At 61.9% G+C, this 16,760-nt stretch carries 15 protein-coding genes; 6 read left to right on the forward strand and 9 right to left on the reverse strand.

The features are described from left to right. The first annotated feature begins 217 nt into the window (after positions 1-217). The 3 genes from HDG33_RS28805 (at position 218) to HDG33_RS28815 (ending at position 2,717) form a co-directional block, all read left to right on the forward strand. Entirely contained in the window at positions 218-799 is a 582-nt protein-coding gene (locus HDG33_RS28805) for a hypothetical protein (RefSeq protein WP_184037250.1), read from the forward strand. 97 nt (positions 800-896) lie between these two features. Then, complete coding sequence (locus HDG33_RS28810) at positions 897-1,517, forward strand: LysE family translocator (RefSeq protein ID WP_026226576.1); 621 nt, start codon at positions 897-899, stop codon at positions 1,515-1,517. Positions 1,518-1,739: 222 nt separating this feature from the next. Then, positions 1,740-2,717: a 2-dehydropantoate 2-reductase gene (locus tag HDG33_RS28815; RefSeq protein ID WP_184037253.1), complete on the forward strand. Its 978-nt coding sequence runs from the start codon at positions 1,740-1,742 to the stop codon at positions 2,715-2,717. Positions 2,718-2,803: 86 nt separating this feature from the next. Here the strand turns inward: HDG33_RS28815 and HDG33_RS28820 are convergent, their stop codons facing one another. The 3 genes from HDG33_RS28820 to oxlT form a co-directional block, all read right to left on the reverse strand. Continuing rightward, complete coding sequence (locus HDG33_RS28820) at positions 2,804-4,255, reverse strand: aldehyde dehydrogenase family protein (protein ID WP_184037255.1); 1,452 nt, start codon at positions 4,253-4,255, stop codon at positions 2,804-2,806. Between the two features lie 92 nt (positions 4,256-4,347). Further along, positions 4,348-5,331 carry a LysR family transcriptional regulator gene (locus tag HDG33_RS28825; protein ID WP_184037258.1) on the reverse strand — a complete coding sequence of 328 codons (984 nt, stop codon included), beginning with the start codon at positions 5,329-5,331 and terminating at the stop codon, positions 4,348-4,350. A gap of 30 nt (positions 5,332-5,361) precedes the next feature. Beyond that, on the reverse strand, positions 5,362-6,711 hold the full coding sequence (oxlT, locus tag HDG33_RS28830; RefSeq protein ID WP_184037261.1) for an oxalate/formate MFS antiporter: 1,350 nt from the start codon (positions 6,709-6,711) through the stop codon (positions 5,362-5,364). A 371-nt stretch (positions 6,712-7,082) separates the two neighbouring features. Between oxlT and HDG33_RS28835 the strand changes: the two genes are divergently transcribed. Together HDG33_RS28835 and HDG33_RS28840 are read left to right on the forward strand one after the other, a co-directional pair. Then, positions 7,083-8,030 (forward strand): LysR family transcriptional regulator, encoded by a 948-nt coding sequence (locus HDG33_RS28835; RefSeq protein ID WP_184037264.1) that lies wholly within the window; start codon positions 7,083-7,085, stop codon positions 8,028-8,030. A gap of 96 nt (positions 8,031-8,126) precedes the next feature. Continuing rightward, positions 8,127-8,447 (forward strand): hypothetical protein, encoded by a 321-nt coding sequence (locus HDG33_RS28840; protein ID WP_184037267.1) that lies wholly within the window; start codon positions 8,127-8,129, stop codon positions 8,445-8,447. A 90-nt stretch (positions 8,448-8,537) separates the two neighbouring features. Here HDG33_RS28840 and HDG33_RS28845 read toward each other — a convergent pair whose 3' ends face one another. The 6 genes from HDG33_RS28845 to HDG33_RS28870 form a co-directional block, all read right to left on the reverse strand. After that, positions 8,538-9,383 carry an NAD(P)(+) transhydrogenase (Re/Si-specific) subunit beta gene (locus tag HDG33_RS28845; RefSeq protein WP_260330611.1) on the reverse strand — a complete coding sequence of 282 codons (846 nt, stop codon included), beginning with the start codon at positions 9,381-9,383 and terminating at the stop codon, positions 8,538-8,540. Positions 9,384-9,437: 54 nt separating this feature from the next. Next, positions 9,438-10,253, reverse strand: a complete 816-nt coding sequence (locus HDG33_RS28850) for a fumarylacetoacetate hydrolase family protein (RefSeq protein WP_184037269.1) — start codon at positions 10,251-10,253, stop codon at positions 9,438-9,440. Between the two features lie 9 nt (positions 10,254-10,262). After that, complete coding sequence (gene frc / locus HDG33_RS28855) at positions 10,263-11,510, reverse strand: formyl-CoA transferase (protein ID WP_184037272.1); 1,248 nt, start codon at positions 11,508-11,510, stop codon at positions 10,263-10,265. Between the two features lie 24 nt (positions 11,511-11,534). Next, entirely contained in the window at positions 11,535-13,298 is a 1,764-nt protein-coding gene (locus tag HDG33_RS28860) for a thiamine pyrophosphate-binding protein (RefSeq protein WP_184037275.1), read from the reverse strand. A gap of 457 nt (positions 13,299-13,755) precedes the next feature. After that, the gene (locus tag HDG33_RS28865) at positions 13,756-14,475 is read right to left on the reverse strand and encodes a GntR family transcriptional regulator (protein ID WP_013091210.1); all 720 of its coding nucleotides are present in this window, start codon (positions 14,473-14,475) and stop codon (positions 13,756-13,758) included. Continuing rightward, entirely contained in the window at positions 14,453-14,671 is a 219-nt protein-coding gene (locus tag HDG33_RS28870) for a hypothetical protein (protein WP_184010619.1), read from the reverse strand. The genes HDG33_RS28865 and HDG33_RS28870 overlap by 23 nt, the downstream gene beginning before the upstream one ends. A gap of 374 nt (positions 14,672-15,045) precedes the next feature. Between HDG33_RS28870 and shiA the strand changes: the two genes are divergently transcribed. Further along, a complete protein-coding gene (shiA, locus tag HDG33_RS28875; RefSeq protein WP_184037278.1) occupies positions 15,046-16,365 on the forward strand; it encodes a shikimate transporter in 1,320 nt (439 codons plus the stop codon). Positions 16,366-16,760 lie beyond the last annotated feature (395 nt).

Here is a 16,760-nt window from a genome sequence, read left to right on the forward strand (position 1 = left end):
GCTTCGGGCGTGGCCTCGACGTCCATCGCTAACGCGGCCCGTTATGATGGGCGAGCTGCCAGCCCCGATGCGAGGCTTGCTGCCCGGATCGGCAAGGAGCGCCCGGAGCCCGTTTGAAGGTTCGACGGTCCGGTTCGCTGCTACCATGCTGTTCTTCACCGGGATGACTCCACTGAAAAGGGCAACTCCTCTGACTTCGACCGCCGCTTTCTCCCGCATGGCTGCTGTGCGTTCGCCGTTGAGATCCGTCGTGCTCAAGGGCTGCGGCGCCATACTGCTGCCCACGCTGCTGTCCGCGTGCTCTTGGTCATGGTTCGGCCTGAACAGCAGCGCCAGCGCAACGCACACGAAGACCCACGGCACCGGCTCGCTCAGCGTCGCCCCTGCACGCGACTTCGCGTATCTGCCCGCGCGCGACGGTCATCTCTCGCCGAACCGCATCGAAAATACCGGGATGACCGGGCTCGTGCTGAAGGACGACGTCAGCCTCGTGGTGCGCAATGGCGTCGCGAATAGTCTGCGAGTGGCCGGTTTTCGTATCGACGACAACAAACGCGTGCTCAGCGGCAGCATCGAAACCTTCACGGTGGACGATACGCGCTCGCCGGCGCTGTGGACGCTGAAGATGCACTACGTGGTCATCGATGCGGCGACCCAAAAAGTCATGTACACGACCACGCGCACCGTGAAGCAGAAGTCGCCGAAATTCACCAGCAACACGATCGCGATCGAAGACACGGTCAAGCTCAGCGTCGATACATTGATTGGCGATCCAGGCTTTATCAAGGCGGTGAACTGAGCACGCGGCCAGCCGAGGCGCGGCGCGGTTTCGCTACAATCCCGGTAACGCATCGCGCGCGATGCATCGTGATCTCCCGTTCGGAATGCAAGCCGTCATGTCCCTTACCGCCTGGCTATTCTTTTTACCCGCCTGCTTCGCCATCAACCTCGCACCCGGGCCCAACAACCTGCTTTCGATCAACGTGGCCGCGCGTCATGGCTTCATGAAAGCGTTCGTCGGCGGCAGCGGCCGGCTGCTCGCCTTCGCGATGATGCTCGCACTCGCCGCGACCGGTCTCGCGGTCGTGCTGCATGCGTCCGAGTGGATCTTTCTGGCGATCAAACTCGCGGGCGCCGCTTATCTGATCTGGCTCGCGATCCAGTTGTGGCGCAGCGACGCACCCGCAATCGATACATCGCAACCCCAGGAGGCCGCGCTCTCACGCATCGCCCGGCACGAGTTTTTCGTGGCGGCGGGCAATCCGAAGGCGATTCTGGTTTTTACCGCGTTCCTGCCGCAATTCGTCGACGTCGCGCAGCCGATACTGCCGCAATTCGCCGCGCTCGGCGCGAGCTTTCTGGTACTCGAATGGGTGGCGATTGCATTGTATTCGTGGGCCGGCATGTATCTCGGCAAATGGCTGATGCGCGCGCAGATCCGCCGCTGGTTCAATCGCTGCTGCGGCGGATTTCTCGCGGCAATCGGCGTGAGTTTTCTGCTGGTTCGGCGCGGCTGACGTATCTAGGGCCTGTTCACGCTAATAACAGGCCCTAGGCTCTCCGACAGTCGAAGCAGCATTCACATCGCGGTCTTTTCATAACGAATAACTAATACATCGACGGAGAAACTTTAACTATCAGCATTCGTCACGCCACCTTATGCTCGAACCGTGACCGGCCGCGAATGACTGCAATGCGGCATTGGGCGAACGGCTTTTTCATCGTCACGGAGCGACATCATGAAGATCTGCATCTTCGGAGCGGGAGCGATTGGCGGTTTAATGGGCGTGCAATTGGCACGCGCCGGCGCGGACGTCAGCTTCATTGCGCGCGGCCCGCATCTGGCCGCGATGCGTGAACACGGCGCGCGCCTCATCATGGATGGCGAAACGTTCAGCGCGCCGGTGCGCTGCACGTCCGATCCACGCGAACTCGGCGTCCAGGACTTCGTCATCGTGACGCTGAAGGCGCATTCGCTGCCTGGCGTGGTCGATTCCATGCAACCGCTACTCGGCAAGCACACGGCGATCGTTACCGGCGTCAACGGTATTCCCTATTGGTACTTCTATCAGCACGGCGGGCGCTTTGCCGGCACTCGGCTGACGAGCGTCGACCCCGACGGTTCGCAATGGACCAGGCTCGGACCCGAGCGCGCGATTGGCTGCGTACTCTATCCGGCGGCGGAGATCGTCGAACCGGGGGTGATCAAACACGTGTACGGCAAGAAGTTTCCCATCGGCGAACCCAGTGGCGAGCGCACCCCGCGCATTCAGCAATTGCACGAGATCATGCAGGCGGCCGGCTTCGAAGCGCCGATTCGCGACAACATTCGCGACGAAATCTGGCTCAAGCTATGGGGTAATCTGTGCTTCAACCCGATTAGCGCATTGACGCATGCAACGCTCGATGTGCTCACGAGTGACCCGGGCACGCGCGCGGTCTCACGCACGATGATGCTCGAAGCGAAGCGAATCGCGGATCAGTTCGGCGTGCACTTTCGCGTCGATGTGGAAAGGCGTATTGATGGCGCGGGTGCGGTCGGTGCGCACAAGACATCAACGCTCGTCGATCTCGAGCACCGCAGGCCGATGGAAATCGATCCTTTATTGACCGTCGTGCAGGAAATGGGGCGACTCGTTGCCGAACCGACACCCACTATCGACGTCGTGCTCGCACTGATCAAATTGCGCGAGAAGATGGCTTTGCAGGGCAATTGACCGAGTACTCGTCAATTCCTTTTCGTCTTGCAACACGACCTGAAGGATCGGATGGCCATGCATCCGATCCTTTTTCGCATTTGCCGCTATTGATCGATGGCCACCCACACCGCCTTCGGTTCCGTGAAGTTCTCGATCGCGACATCGCCATGCTCGCGACCGAAGCCCGAATCGCCAGCACCGCCCCACGGCAAACGCACGTCCGTATAGCCGTAGGTATTGATCCACACCGTGCCCGCCTTCAGGTCGCGCGCCACGCGATGCACGCGGCTCAAGTCAGCGCTCCACACGCCTGCCGCGAGACTGTACGACGTGCCATTGGCGATTCGGATCGCGTCCGCTTCGTCGTTGAAACGGATCACGCTCGCCACGGGCCCGAAGATTTCTTCCTGCGAAATCCGCATTTCGTGCTCGACATTCGCGAACACGGTTGGCTCGACGAAAAAGCCGCGATCGCCGAGGCGCGCGCCACCCGTCACGAGCGATGCACCTTCCGAGCGTCCCGTGTCGACATAGCTCAATACGGTCTTCATCTGCGCGGCCGAAATCAGCGGTCCCATCGACGTTTCGCGCAGCGACGGGTCGCCGACCTTGATCGACTTCGCGCGCGTGGCCAGACGCTCGACCACTTCGTCATACACGTCGCGATGCGCGAGTATCCGCGACCCGGCGGAGCACACTTGCCCCGTATTGAAGAACACGCCCGACGCCGCGGCTCGCACCGCATTGTCGAGATTCGCGTCGGCAAAAATCACGTTGGCCGACTTGCCGCCGAGTTCCAGCGTCACGCGTTTGAAGTTGCCCGCCGCGCCCTGCAGGATGCCTCGTCCGACCGAAGGCGAACCGGTGAACGTGACCTTGTCGATACCGGGATGCGAGACCATCGCGTCGCCCACCACGCTGCCTTTGCCGGTGACGATGTTGAGCACGCCCGGCGGCACGCCCGCTTCGAGCGCCAGCTCGCCGATGCGCAACGCGGTGAGCGGCGTGATCTCGGCGGGCTTGACGATCAGCGTGCAACCGCATGCGAGCGCGGGCGCGATCTTCCACATGCCGATCATCAGCGGAAAATTCCACGGCACGATTGCGGCGACCACGCCGACAGGTTCGCGCAACGTATAGGTCAATGCATCGGGACGCGTCGGCACCACCTGGCCGTTGATCTTGTCGCACCAGCCTGCGTAGTATTCGACGGTATCGATCGCGGCGGGCACGTCCTGACGCATCACCGCGGCAATCGGCTTGCCGCCGTCGAGACTTTCGAGCGCGGCAAGTTCTTCCATGTTCTCGCGCATCAGGCCCGCGAGACGTTGCAGGATGCGCCCGCGTTCGGCGGCCCGAATCGAATTCCATACTTTCAATGCGCCGCGCGCGGCGCGCACCGCGGCATCGACGTCGGCGGCGCTGCCTTGCGCCACCAGTGCGATCGGCTCCTCGGTCGCGGGGTTGATGTCGACGGAATATTCCCCGGTGCCTGGCGGCATGCGCTTGCCGTCGATCAGCAGATCGTGGTGCCTGAGATCGGTCTGGATTTCCATCATGAAGCTCCTTGAGTAGGACGTTATGTGGTTGACTGACGGCGCATCGATCGAATGCCGCGCGTCGCGCAAGCTTGTTGGTCGGCCCCTGTCTAAGGTTCCGGCAACAGGCTTTGCCGCACGGACCGCCAGTTGAAGCTTTGCGTCGCGGCTGCGGCAGGCGCTTCGTTTGCGATCGGCGAATGATCAGTCGTCGACGCAACGAACTGCGCCCACGCAGCAGCCGCATTGGGACGAAGCGAGCGATTTCTGCGGTGCACGAGTACCGTCGTCAATGCCGTTTCGGGGACGAGCGGACGGCTCACCAACGAAGCGCCCGGCGAAGGCCAATGCGCATCGACAGGCAATACGCCGACGCCCAGTCCCAATTCGACCATGCGCGCTACCGTCGCAACGTGTCCGAGTTCCTGCAACGGCCGGCGCTTCGATCCGTTCGCGGCGAGCACCGGGGCGAGCGCGGCACGCACGCCAGTATCGGCATTCAGCGTTATCAGCGGACTTTCGCGCAACGCGTGCCATCCGATGCTGTCTTGCCGCGCTAGCGGATGCGCGGATGGAAGCACCGCATGCAGTGGCGTAGTGAAAAGTACCTGCGCGTGCAGTAGAGGACTATCGACAGGTACAGTCACACAGACCGCGCCGAAATCCACCTCGCCCTGCTCGACACTGGCCAGTACGCTGCTTTGAGGTTGATCCTTGACCGATACGACCAGCTCGGGAAAAACCGACGCGCACTGCGCCAAAGCCTGCGGCACCCAGCCCGATGACAACACCGGATTACTCGCGAATAAGACGACGCCCGTGTGTCCGTCATAAGCAGCGCGCTCTTCGAGCAGCGTCAACTCGATTTCATCGAGCAGACGGCCAATTCTTCTCTCGAGACTCGCACCCGCATTCGTCAGTTCGACCTGGCGTGTCGTGCGATCGAACAGCTTCAATTCGACCGCGTCTTCCAGTTCACGCACGCAACGGCTCACGGCCGACTGCGTCAGATCGAACTCGCGCGCCGCGCGCGTGAAACTGCGCTCGCGCGCGACCGCGACGAATACCTTGAGCTGCTGCAGCGAAACATTCATAACGTCGGTTCCGGGCGCGCGACGCTCACGTTATTCGCCAGACTGTTCGGGCCAGTGACTCATTCGCGACGCATTGCCATTGCCATGACCCGCGACGGCCAGCGCGCCCTGAGGTTCGTTGTGCGATTCGATCCAACGCGCGCGCATCGGCTTGAGGATGAACTTCGCGGAAATGCCGGCTGCGATCGTGATGACAGCGGCAAAGACGAAGACAAGGCTCCAGCCGCCCGTCGCCGCGAGTACGGACGCGATCGGCACCAGCAACGAGGCCGTGCCCTTCGCGGTGTACAACGTGCCGGCATTGGCGGCCGCGTACTTGCTGCCGAACGTATCGGCGCAAGTCGCCGGGAAGATCGAGAAGATCTCGCCCCAGAACAGGAAGATCAGCGCGGCAAAGACCATGAACGCATACGGATTGCTGCCGAACTGCATCATGCCGAGCAACGCGAGCCCCTCGCCAATGAAGATCACGAACATCGTGTTTTCACGGCCGATCTTGTCGGAGATGAAGCCGGACAGCGGACGCGTCAAGCCGTTGAAGATATTGTCGATCGACAGCGTGAGGGTCAGCAGCGGCAACGTCGCGCCGAAGACCGTCATCGGAATGCGCGCTATGCCCCAGTCTTTCGCGATCGGGCCGATCTGCGCGGTCGCCATCAAGCCGCCCGCCGCGACCGCGACGAACGACGCGTAGATCACCCAGAACACTGGCGTTCTGATCATCTGGCGCGAGGTGAAATCGACCTTCGACACCGCCAAGCGGCTCTTGCGTATCCCTGGCTGACGCAAGATCGGCCGCGTCAGGAGCATCGCGAGCAGCAGAATGCTGACGCCTTGCACGATGCCGAAGAACAGGAACGTCTCTTCATAGCCGCGGCGCGTAATCATGTTCGCAATCGGAATCACCGTCAGCGCCGCGCCTGCGCCAAAGCCCGCTGCCGTCAAACCCGCGGCGAGACCGCGCCGGTCGGGAAACCATTTGAGCGCATTGCCGACGCATGTTCCATACACACCGCCCGCGCCTATCCCGCCAATCACCGCCGCGAAATACAACATGCCGAGCGTGGTCGCATGCGAATTGAGAATCCACGACAAACCCGCGCATACCGCGCCGGCTGCCACCACCGGGCGCGGCCCGAATCGATCGACGAGCCAGCCCTCGAACGGCACGAGCCACGTCTCCGTCAGAATGAAGATCGAGAACGCGAGCTGGATCGACGCCTCGCTCCAGTGATGCCGCGCATGCATAGGAGCCACGAATAACGTCCACGCATATTGCAGATTCGCCACCAGCGCCATGCATACCATGCCGATGACGAGTTGCCACCATCGGTTACGCCAGGACGTACGGGTCGTCGATTGCTGGGTGATATCGTTCATGAGCCTTGTCTCCACTATTTATTTAGTGCAGCCGGCTTACGCGCCGCGCTGGATGCGTCCCGCCTTATCGTTATGGCCCGAGAACTTCGCTATTCGGGAAAAATCTCAATTGACGCTTTGGTGTTTCCGCAGATCCCCCGAACTCGTCTTCTATAAAATTCTTGCTTTATTCCGACCAAAACCACGCTTGAGGCGGTAAGCATTACAGCTTATTCCCCGCTATTGAGTCCGCCACACCGCATATCTATGCGTTAACCCGCGTATTACGGCGGTTATTCGGCTTGTTATAGGTTTCATGCTAGGGTCATTGCTGAATTACTCATAATTAAAGTTTGTTATTATGTTGATTCACGTTTCCTTATACATCGACCATGACGATGCGCAATGCAACTCTGCGGCAACTGAAGGTCTTTGAAACGGTAGCGCGCCACCTGAGTTTTTCGCGCGCCGCGGAGGAATTGCATCTGACTCAGCCGGCCGTTTCCACCCAGGTCCGGCAACTCGAGGAACATGCGGGGCTGCCTCTGTTCGAGCAACTCGGCAAGAAGATCTATCTGACGCCGGCCGGCACGGAAATGCTCCACTACAGCCGCGCGATCATGCAGCAGTTCCATGAAGTCGACGAAGCGATGAGCCAGTTGAAGGGCGTCTCCGGCGGCAAACTGAATGTTGCGGTGATTAGCGCGGGCGACTATTTCTTTCCGCGCCTTCTCGCCGAATTCACGCGTCGCTATTCGGGTGTGGAACTGAATCTCGCGGTACACAACCGCGAAGAACTGCTTCATCAACTGGCGACCAATCAGACCGACCTCGCGGTCATGGTGCGTCCGCCTCACGAAACCGACGCGACCAATGAACCGTTCGCGCCGCACCCGTACGTGATCGTCGCGGCGCCCACTCATCCGCTTGCGCACAAGCGCAATATCCGCTTCAGTCAACTCGCGAACGAAGCGTTCATCGTGCGCGAACGCGGTTCGGACACGTGGAATTCGATGGAAGAAGGTTTTGCCGGCCGGCTGTCCAATCTGAAGATTGCGATGGAGATCAAGAGCACCGAGACGATCAAGCAGGCGGTCATCGCCGGCATGGGCATCGCGTTTCTGTCCGCCCATACGATCAGCCTCGAATTGCAACTGGGTCATCTGGTCGTGCTCGACGTCGAAACCTTTCCGGTCATGCTCAATTGGTATGTCGTGCATCGGAAGAACAAGCGTCTGCCACCGGTTGCCGTCGCCTTCAAACGCTTCCTGATGGAGGAAGGCGCCAATCTGATCGAAAAGATCACCCGCGTGCAGGAACTGAGCGTGCATAAGCCGTAGGCTATGGAAAGCCAATAAAACTTTAACTATTGCAAATCGATCGCGACTTCTATGCTGCAAGCGAGTTCTTTCACTTGCGAGCCGAGGAGGCCGATCATGAACCACGCTCCGGTTGAATCCCGTATCAGTACACGAAACGCTCGCACAGCGGCGGCGGATCACGAAGACCAACCCGACGATCCGCATCTGAGCGCCTACAATGCCGCGTTCAGCGAACTTGGGCTGCGGTTTCGCTGGGACCGTGCGACGCTCGACATGCTGAAAGAGTTCAATGGCGAGTTGGCGCGAATCACCGCTTATATCGAGCGCTATCACAGCCACCTGCATCGCGCGTACGATGCCGATTTTCTCGCGCAACTGATTCTGCATAGGAAGACGCAGTACTACAGCGAATTCGCCGCGACCGTGGGCGACTAGAAGCATCGAAACAGACTCGGGCGGCGGGATCATCGTCCCGCCGTCTTCGCTATTGGCAATCAGGTCTCCTGGCGGCGCATGCATCATTGATCACCGACGTGTAGTGAAATGAACCGGCCGCTCGTGCGCGCATTGGCGTGCATAGTCGCGCTGGCGGCCGTTGCCGCGTCTACCATCACGCCCGTCCCGACCATCTGCAGAGGCGCTCACGCGCATCATCGCCGGCGTGACATCGCGAAGCGCCCACGTCTGCTCTTCCCCGCCATGCCACTCGATGTTCGCGAGCAGGCCCGGCTTGCCGATCGCCAGGCCATCGCTACGCGCGGCGAAGGCATACATGCGCGCTGCGCAACTGACGCGATTCGCCGCGTGAGCGGGATCGCCCGAGTACTCGCGGCTCAGCATCAGATGCACGCCCATTGCCAACGCTAGCGCGCCCGTCGCGAGCAATGCCGCGAGTCCGAATGGCTGTGCCTGTTCAGTGACGAAGCCGTAACCGAGCCATCCGCACAAAAACAGCGCAAACAGATTGACGACGTGATGTCCCGGCCGCGCGACCGCCTCGAGTTGCAATGCGCCGAGCAGCTTGCAGAACGCAATCGCCGAGATCGCAAAGAGCAGCGCGCCGATCAACACGGCGGCAAACAGTTCGATGCGTTCGCTGTTCTCGCGCGCCGCCGCCAACAGGTAGCGCGCAAAGCCTGTCGACGCGACCGCCAAACCGATGCCGCTGCCAAGCAATGCAAGCATCCGGTGCCTGCGTGTCAGATCGCGTTCGCGCACGCATGAATGCCGCTGCGCCGAACATCGGCCGAACTGTCGTCGCGAGAGCGCGGCCAACGCCACCATCAGCACCGCAACCAACGCAGCGATGACAGTCATGGCGAGCAGCAGCAACAGGTCCATCCACACGGCGCTTCCACAGGCTTGCGGCATGCGTGATTCTCCGTGATGCGATGAAAAGGCAAGAGCCGCGAGGTCCGGCCCTCGTCAACCGACGTTCGCGGTATCGCCCGATCGCCGTGGCTCGTCGCGCTGCGCCGCGCTCAAGGTATTGGTCAGCGTGCCTATCCCATCGATCGTGATCGAGACCGTTGCGCCGTCCTTGATCGACCCCACGCCCACCGAGGTACCGCACGCAATCACGTCGCCGGGTTCGAGCGTCAGATCCTGCGATATCAGACTCACCTGCTCGGCCGGCGAAAAGACCATATCGGCGAGCGGATAGTTCTGACGCTCGGCGCCGTCGAGCGTGGTCAGGAGGCGCGCCGCCCGCCAGTCGAAACCGGAGACGATGGCCGGACCCAGGCAACAGAAGGTATCGAAGCTCTTCGCGCGACACCACTGCGGAAAATGCGGATTCTCGTTAAGCAGATCGGCGGCGGTGACGTCGTTGACGAGCGTGTAGCCGAAGATCGCCGCCTCCGCCTGCTGCGCATCCACGTCGCGGCAACGCTGGCCGATCACGATGCCGAGTTCGCCTTCGTAGACGATCTTGCCCGCGTAGTGACGCGGCCGGCGGATCGGCTCGCCCGCGCCGATCACCGACGCCGCCGGCTTCAGCAGAAACAGCGGGTGCGTGGGCACGGGTTTGTCGAGCTTCGCCGCGAGCGCGTGATAGTTATTCCACAGCGCGACGATCTTGCCGGGCGAGCACGGCGCCAACGGCGTCAATGCGCGCAGCGACAGTACTGCGCCGGTCGGCACCGGCTGCGCGAGACTTTCGTACTCGTGCAGATAGGCGCCTTCGACACGGCCGAACACGATGCCGCCGTCGCCCGACATGAACCGCATCCACGTCTGCATGCCTCGCTCCTAGATTGCGCCCGCCGTGCGCAGCGCCGTGATCTGCTCGGCCGAATAACCGAGCTCGGCCATCACTTCATCGGTATGTTCGCCAAGCAGCGGCGAGCGTTCGACGTCGGTCGGGCTGTCGGACAGTTTGATGGGATTGCCCACTGTCAGATACTTGCCGCGCTTCGGATGATCGACTTCGACGATCGTGCCGGTTTTGCGCAGCGATGGCTCCTCGGCAATTTCCTTCATCGACAGGATCGGGCCGCACGGAATGTCGTATTCGTTCAGGATCTGCATCGCCTCGAACTTGGACTTCGTCATCGTCCAGCGTTCGATTTCGGCGAAGATCTCCTTCAAGCGCGGCAGGCGCGCGGGCGCCGTCGCGTAGTCGGGGTCGGTGGCCCACTCCTCCTTGCCGATCACGTTGCAGATCTTCGCCCACACGGGCGCCTGCGTGATGAAGTAGATATAGGCGTTGGGGTCGGTCTCCCACCCTTTGCATTTCAGAATCCAGCCCGGCTGGCCGCCGCCCGACGCATTGCCCGCGCGCGGCACCGCTTCGCCGAACGTGCCGTTCGGATATTGCGGATACTCCTTCATCACGCCGGTACGGTCGAGCCGCTGCTGGTCTCGCAGTTTGACGCGGCACAGATTGAGCACGCCGTCCTGCATGGCCGCGAGCACGCGCTGGCCGCGTCCGGTATGCGTGCGTTGATAGAGCGCAGTGACGATGCCGAGCGCGAGATGCAGCCCCGTGCCGCTGTCGCCGATCTGCGCGCCGGTCACGACCGGCGGGCCGTCGTCGAAGCCGGTGGTCGACGCAGCGCCGCCCGCGCATTGCGCGACGTTTTCATAGACTTTGCAGTCCTCGTAAGGACCGGGACCGAAGCCCTTCACCGAGGCGACGATCATGCGCGGATTCAATTCCTGAATCCGCTCCCAGGTAAAGCCCATCCGGTCGAGCGCGCCCGGTGCGAAGTTTTCGACCAGTACGTCGCATTTCTGGATCAGCGCTTCGAGCACCTGCTTGCCTTCCGGATGCTTGGTGTCGATCGTGACCGAGCGCTTGTTGTGATTGAGCATCGTGAAGTACAGGCTATCCACGTCGGGAATATCGCGCAGCTGCTCGCGCGTGATGTCGCCCGCGCCTGCCCGTTCCACCTTGATCACGTCCGCGCCGAACCATGCGAGCAATTGCGTGCAGGTCGGCCCCGATTGCACATGCGTGAAATCGAGGATGCGCACACCGTCGAGTGCCTTGGCCATGTCGTATCTCCTGAACGATGAGGGTTATTTGTACATGGTCTGGTTCTTCGTGCCCGGTGCGTACTCGCGCGGGTCGACCCAGATGTTGACCACCGCCGAGCGGCCGGTGCGATGAATCGCTTCGCGCGCACGCTGTAGCGCGCTCGCGATCTGCGCGGGATCGCGCACTTCCTCGCCATAGCCGCCGAGCATTTCGGCGAATTTGCTGAACGGCACGTCGCCGAGCAGATTGCCGACGTTGCCGCGTTCTTCGCCGTACTTGGCAAGCTGGCCGTAGCGGATCTGGTTCATCGCCGAGTTGTTGCCGATCACCGCGAGATACGGTGCGCCGAAGCGGTTCGCGGTTTCCATGTCGAACGCGGTCATGCCGAACGAGCCGTCGCCGTAATAGCAGAGCACTTCCTTGTGCGGATGCGCGAGCTTCGCCGCGAGCGCGAAGCCGGTGCCGACGCCGAGCGAGCCGAGCGCGCCGGGGTCCATCCACTGGCCGGGGCGGCGCGGGCGCACCGCTTGCGCGGAGATCGTCACGACGTCGCCGCCGTCGCCGATATAGACGGTGTCGTCGGACAGGAATTCGTTGAGTTCGTACGCGACACGATACGGATGAATCGGCGTGCTGTTCGAGCGGAACAGCGGCATCAGTTTTTCGGTTGCGCTCGCTTCGGCGTCGCGCAACTGCGCCATCCATTTGCGGCGCGCCTGACGCTTGTCGTCCTTGATACGACCGCTCGCGGCCTGCAGCACCGCGGCGAGAATCGCGCCCGGATCGCCGACCAGGCCCAGATCGATATCGCGATTCTTGCCGACGGTTCGATAGTCCATATCGATCTGCACCAGCGTCAATTCCTTGCTGATGCGTCGGCCGTAACCCATGCGGAAATCGAACGGCGTGCCGACCACGATCAGCACGTCGGCATTCGCAAACGCCTGCGAACGCGTGCGATCGAAATGATGCGGATCGCCCGGCGGCAGCAGCCCGCGGCTCGCGCCATTGAAATAGCCGGGAATCTCGATGCCGCGCAGCAGCGCGATCGCTTCCTCGTGACCGCGCGCGGTCCACACCTGCTGGCCGTACAGGATTGCGGGGCGTTCCGCATCGACGAGAATGTCCGCCAGTTTCTCGATGTCGCGCGGGTCACCGATCGATTTCGTCGACGCGCGATAGCGGCCCGGCCGCGGCACGATCGCGCGCGACGCGTCGACTTCGCGGTCGAGCACGTCGCGCGGAATTTCCAGGTAGGCGGGACCGGGCGCGCCGTTGAAGCATTCGCGCGCGGCCATCGAGATCATGTCCGCGACGCGCTCGGTGCTCGACACGCTCGCGGCGAACTTCGTGATCGGCGCCATGATGTCGACGTGCGGCAGGTCCTGCAGCGAGCCCATCTTGTGCTGCGTCAGCGCGCCCTGCCCGCCGATGTGCAGGATCGGGCTTTCCGAGCGGAACGCGGTCGCGATGCCGGTCACCGCGTTCGTGCAGCCGGGGCCGGCGGTCGTCACCACGCAGCCGAGCTTGCCGGTCTGGCGCGCGTAGCCGTCGGCCGCGTGTGCGGCGACCTGCTCGTGGCGCACGTCGATGATGCGGATGCCTTCGTCGACGCAGCCGTCGTAGATATCGATGATGTGGCCGCCGCACAGCGTGAAGATCGTGTCGACCCCCTCGTTTTTCAGCGCCTTTGCGACCAGATGGCCGCCCGACACGACGCCCGCGTCGCGGGTCTTCTGCTTGAGCGTGTCGTCGGCGGTCGTGGTGGCCGTGGCCGGACTCAGGGATGAAACAACTGCAGACATGGTCATCTCCTCATCAATCGGATGTGCAACGGTTATCGACGGACGCGTCCGCTTCGATATACGTCCGGTTGCACCGACGTTTCACGGCTTCGAAGATACCGTATGTGATATATCACATTCCTTCAAGGCCAATTTCGAGACATAGACGGCGCGAAGTTTGTGCTGCTCGAGCTTGCCAGCCGCAGCTTTGCGCCGAATCTACAAGGCTCTGCGGCAGTCATTTCAAGGGAAAACACCAGGCCGTGCTTTACATCGGTCATTTTTGATATATCACATACCATATTTTTAAGACCGTCAAGCAAGGTTTATCCCGCAGCGCGGCGGCGACCTCGTTTTGTTTGCCGTTCGCCGCCGCGCGACCTGCGCATCGCTCGAAGTGCGCGCACGCAAAAAAGCCCGCGGTGCTTGCACACGCGGGCTTTTCGCAATCAGCAGCCAGGCAGCGTCTAGGCCGCCATCAATCGAGGAAATCGCAATTGGCTTCGACGAACGCCGCGAGATCGAGCGAATGCTGGCGCGTGAGCCGCTCGGCGAGTTCGGTGTCGCGCTTTTCGAGCGCCTCGATGATGCGCAGATGATCGACGATCGAGCGCGCGGCCCGGTCGCTCTGCGAGATGGTCATGCGCCGGATCGCGCGCACGTGGATGAAGATGTTCTTGATCGTGTCGAGAATGATCTGCGACTTCGACAGCTCGACGATCGCCTGATGAAACGCGATGTTCGCGTCCGAATACTCGGCGATATGCTCGGCCGGCGTCGTGTCGCGGAAATTGTCGAACATATGGCGCAAGCGGCCGATTTCCTCGTCGGTCGCATGCAGCGTGGCGAGCCGCGCGGCCATGCTTTCGAGCGCGGCCCACATCTGGATCATCTCGACGATTTCGCGTTTGCTCTTGCGCACGATGTAGATGCCACGCCGCGGCACCATGCGCAGGAAGCCTTCCTGCTCGAGCAGCGTCATCGCTTCGCGCACCGGCGTGCGGCTCACGCCGAGCGATTCGCTGAGCACGCGCTCGTCGAGACGGATTTCTTCGCGATTCTGGTAGATATCCGCGTCGGCGATTGCCTGACGCAGCATCGCATAGGCCTGATCGCGCAAGCTCGCACTCGCGCCGATTGGCTGCAACGACAGGGTCAACGGGGTGGCCACTGTTTCAGTTGGAAGTTCTGACGACATTCATCGCCTCTGCTTGAACACGCGCGCGATTCGGCGCCGCCGTTTTGCCGCGCTGCTCGCCCAGACCCACGAAGCGGCCATGTTGCGATGCAGGTGCAGCGACCGATTCGGGAATCCAGTCGGTCAGCAGAACGGTGGCGGCACAGCCCAACCCAACGACGGCCATGGCGAACAGCGCAAGAGGCACGAATTCCACGTGTAACTCCGGATGATTGAGAAGATTGATCCCTCAATCATATGCTGCAACGCCGCATTTTTCAATATTCGGTATGTAGTATATCAATGACTGTTGTTTTTAAGGTTGCTTTCACGTTAGCACGCCGCGCGCTGCGTGGGTTCGCCCACATCATTCCCCGCGGCGGTTCTCCGTGGCGCTTGGTGTAAACACGCAAAACGCGCGCTATTCGCGCAGCCGCGAGCGATGATCGCGCATTTTCTCCCTCACGCGGATTGTGAATTCCGGGTCGCGTCATTAACCTTCCGGACATTCCCTGCGCGGATCGATCGCGTCGAAAGACTTGCCCGGGCGGCGCGATCGATTAAAGCACATATCACATTGAAGGAGACTCGATGAGCACCACCCATCCGCAGGCCACAGTGGCCACTCACCGCAATGCGCGCAGTCAGGCTCGCAAGGCCGCGCTCGGCAGCTTTATCGGCGCCGTGGTCGACTGGTACGACTTCCTGTTGTACGGCATCGTCGCCGCGCTCGTGTTCAACGCCGAGTTCTTCCCGAACGTCGGCCCGGCGATGGGCACGCTTGCCGCGTTCGCCACCTTCGGCGTCGGCTTTCTGTTCCGGCCGCTCGGCGGCTTCGTGTTCGGCCATTACGGCGACCGGCTCGGACGCAAGCGCATGCTCGTGCTCACCGTGATGATGATGGGTCTGTCGACGGCCGCGATCGGTCTGCTGCCGGGGTTCTCGACGATCGGCTGGTTGGCGCCGGTGCTGCTCGTCACGCTGCGCGCAATCCAGGGCTTTGCGGTCGGTGGCGAATGGGGCGGCGCGGCGTTGATGGCCGTCGAAAGCGCGCCCGAGAAAAAGAAGGCCTTCTACAGTAGCGGCGTGCAGGTCGGCTACGGCGTCGGGCTCGTGCTGTCGACGGGACTCGTCGCGCTGATCAGCCGCTCGATGGACAACGCCGCATTCCTCAACTGGGGCTGGCGTCTGCCGTTTCTGTTCAGCGTCGTACTGGTGCTGATCGCGCTGTGGATCCGCTCGAGCATGGAGGAATCTCAGGAGTTCGTCGAGAAAGTCGGCCAGCATGGCGAGCGCCGCGTGCGCCTACCGATCGTCGAAGCGCTGCTGCGCCATCCGAAAGCCTTCCTGCTGATCATCGCGCTGCGGCTCGCCGAGCTGTTCACGATGTACATCGTGACTGCGTTCGCACTGAGCTACTCGACCACGAACCTGCACATGCCGCGCGAGTTTTTCCTGACGATCGGCTTCGTCGTCGGCGCGCTCAGCTGCGTGACGATTCCGTGCTTCGCCTGGCTCGCGGATCGCTTCGGCCGCCGTCGCATCTATATGATCGGCGCGCTGGTCGGCGTGTTCAGCGCGGTGCCGTTCTTCCTCGCGCTCGAAGCGCGTTCGACAGTATGGATCGTCGTGTTCGCGGTGATGCTTGCCAACATCGCGCACGACATGGTCGTCAGCGTCCAGCAGCCGATGTTCACCGAGCTGTTCGGCACCGAGTACCGCTATAGCGGCGCGGGTGTCGGCTATCAGGTGGCGAGCGTGGTCGGCGGCGGATTCACGCCGTTCATCGCGGTCGCGCTGGTCAGCTTCGCGGGCGGCTCGTGGCATCCGGTGGCCGCGTATCTGGCGATCGGCTGTCTGATCTCGGTACTCGTTGCAGCACGCATGAAGACCGGGCGCAAGATCGCTTGACACCGGCGGAACTCGCCGTCGATACACGACGGGCCGGCGCGGCGAAGAAGCCGCGCCGGCCCGTTTCTTTGTGTGCCGCGCGTCGTGCGCGGCTCGCCTATGGCGAATTTGCATAGTGGCTCTAGTCGGAAGTACGGAGCAACCGGCTCTGAGCGTCCCACGATTTGCACGATCGCGTGAAGAATACCCGCGTTTCACCAGGTTCACACCTTATGTCCGCGCGCTTCATATTGCGAAGCCATCGACCACGTCCTATTGTCGAGCCAGGCACGATTTTGGGTACGTGGATCCAGGTCATATGAAATAAAAGTACATATAGCGATGACGCGACGGCCTGCGCAAGTTACACTCCGCCGCCTCAAGTTAAATGCACAAAGCGCCGATAAACAGAACAA

This window comes from Paraburkholderia sp. Cpub6, from assembly GCF_014201065.1.
Classification (GTDB): Bacteria; Pseudomonadota; Gammaproteobacteria; order Burkholderiales; family Burkholderiaceae; genus Paraburkholderia; species Paraburkholderia tuberum.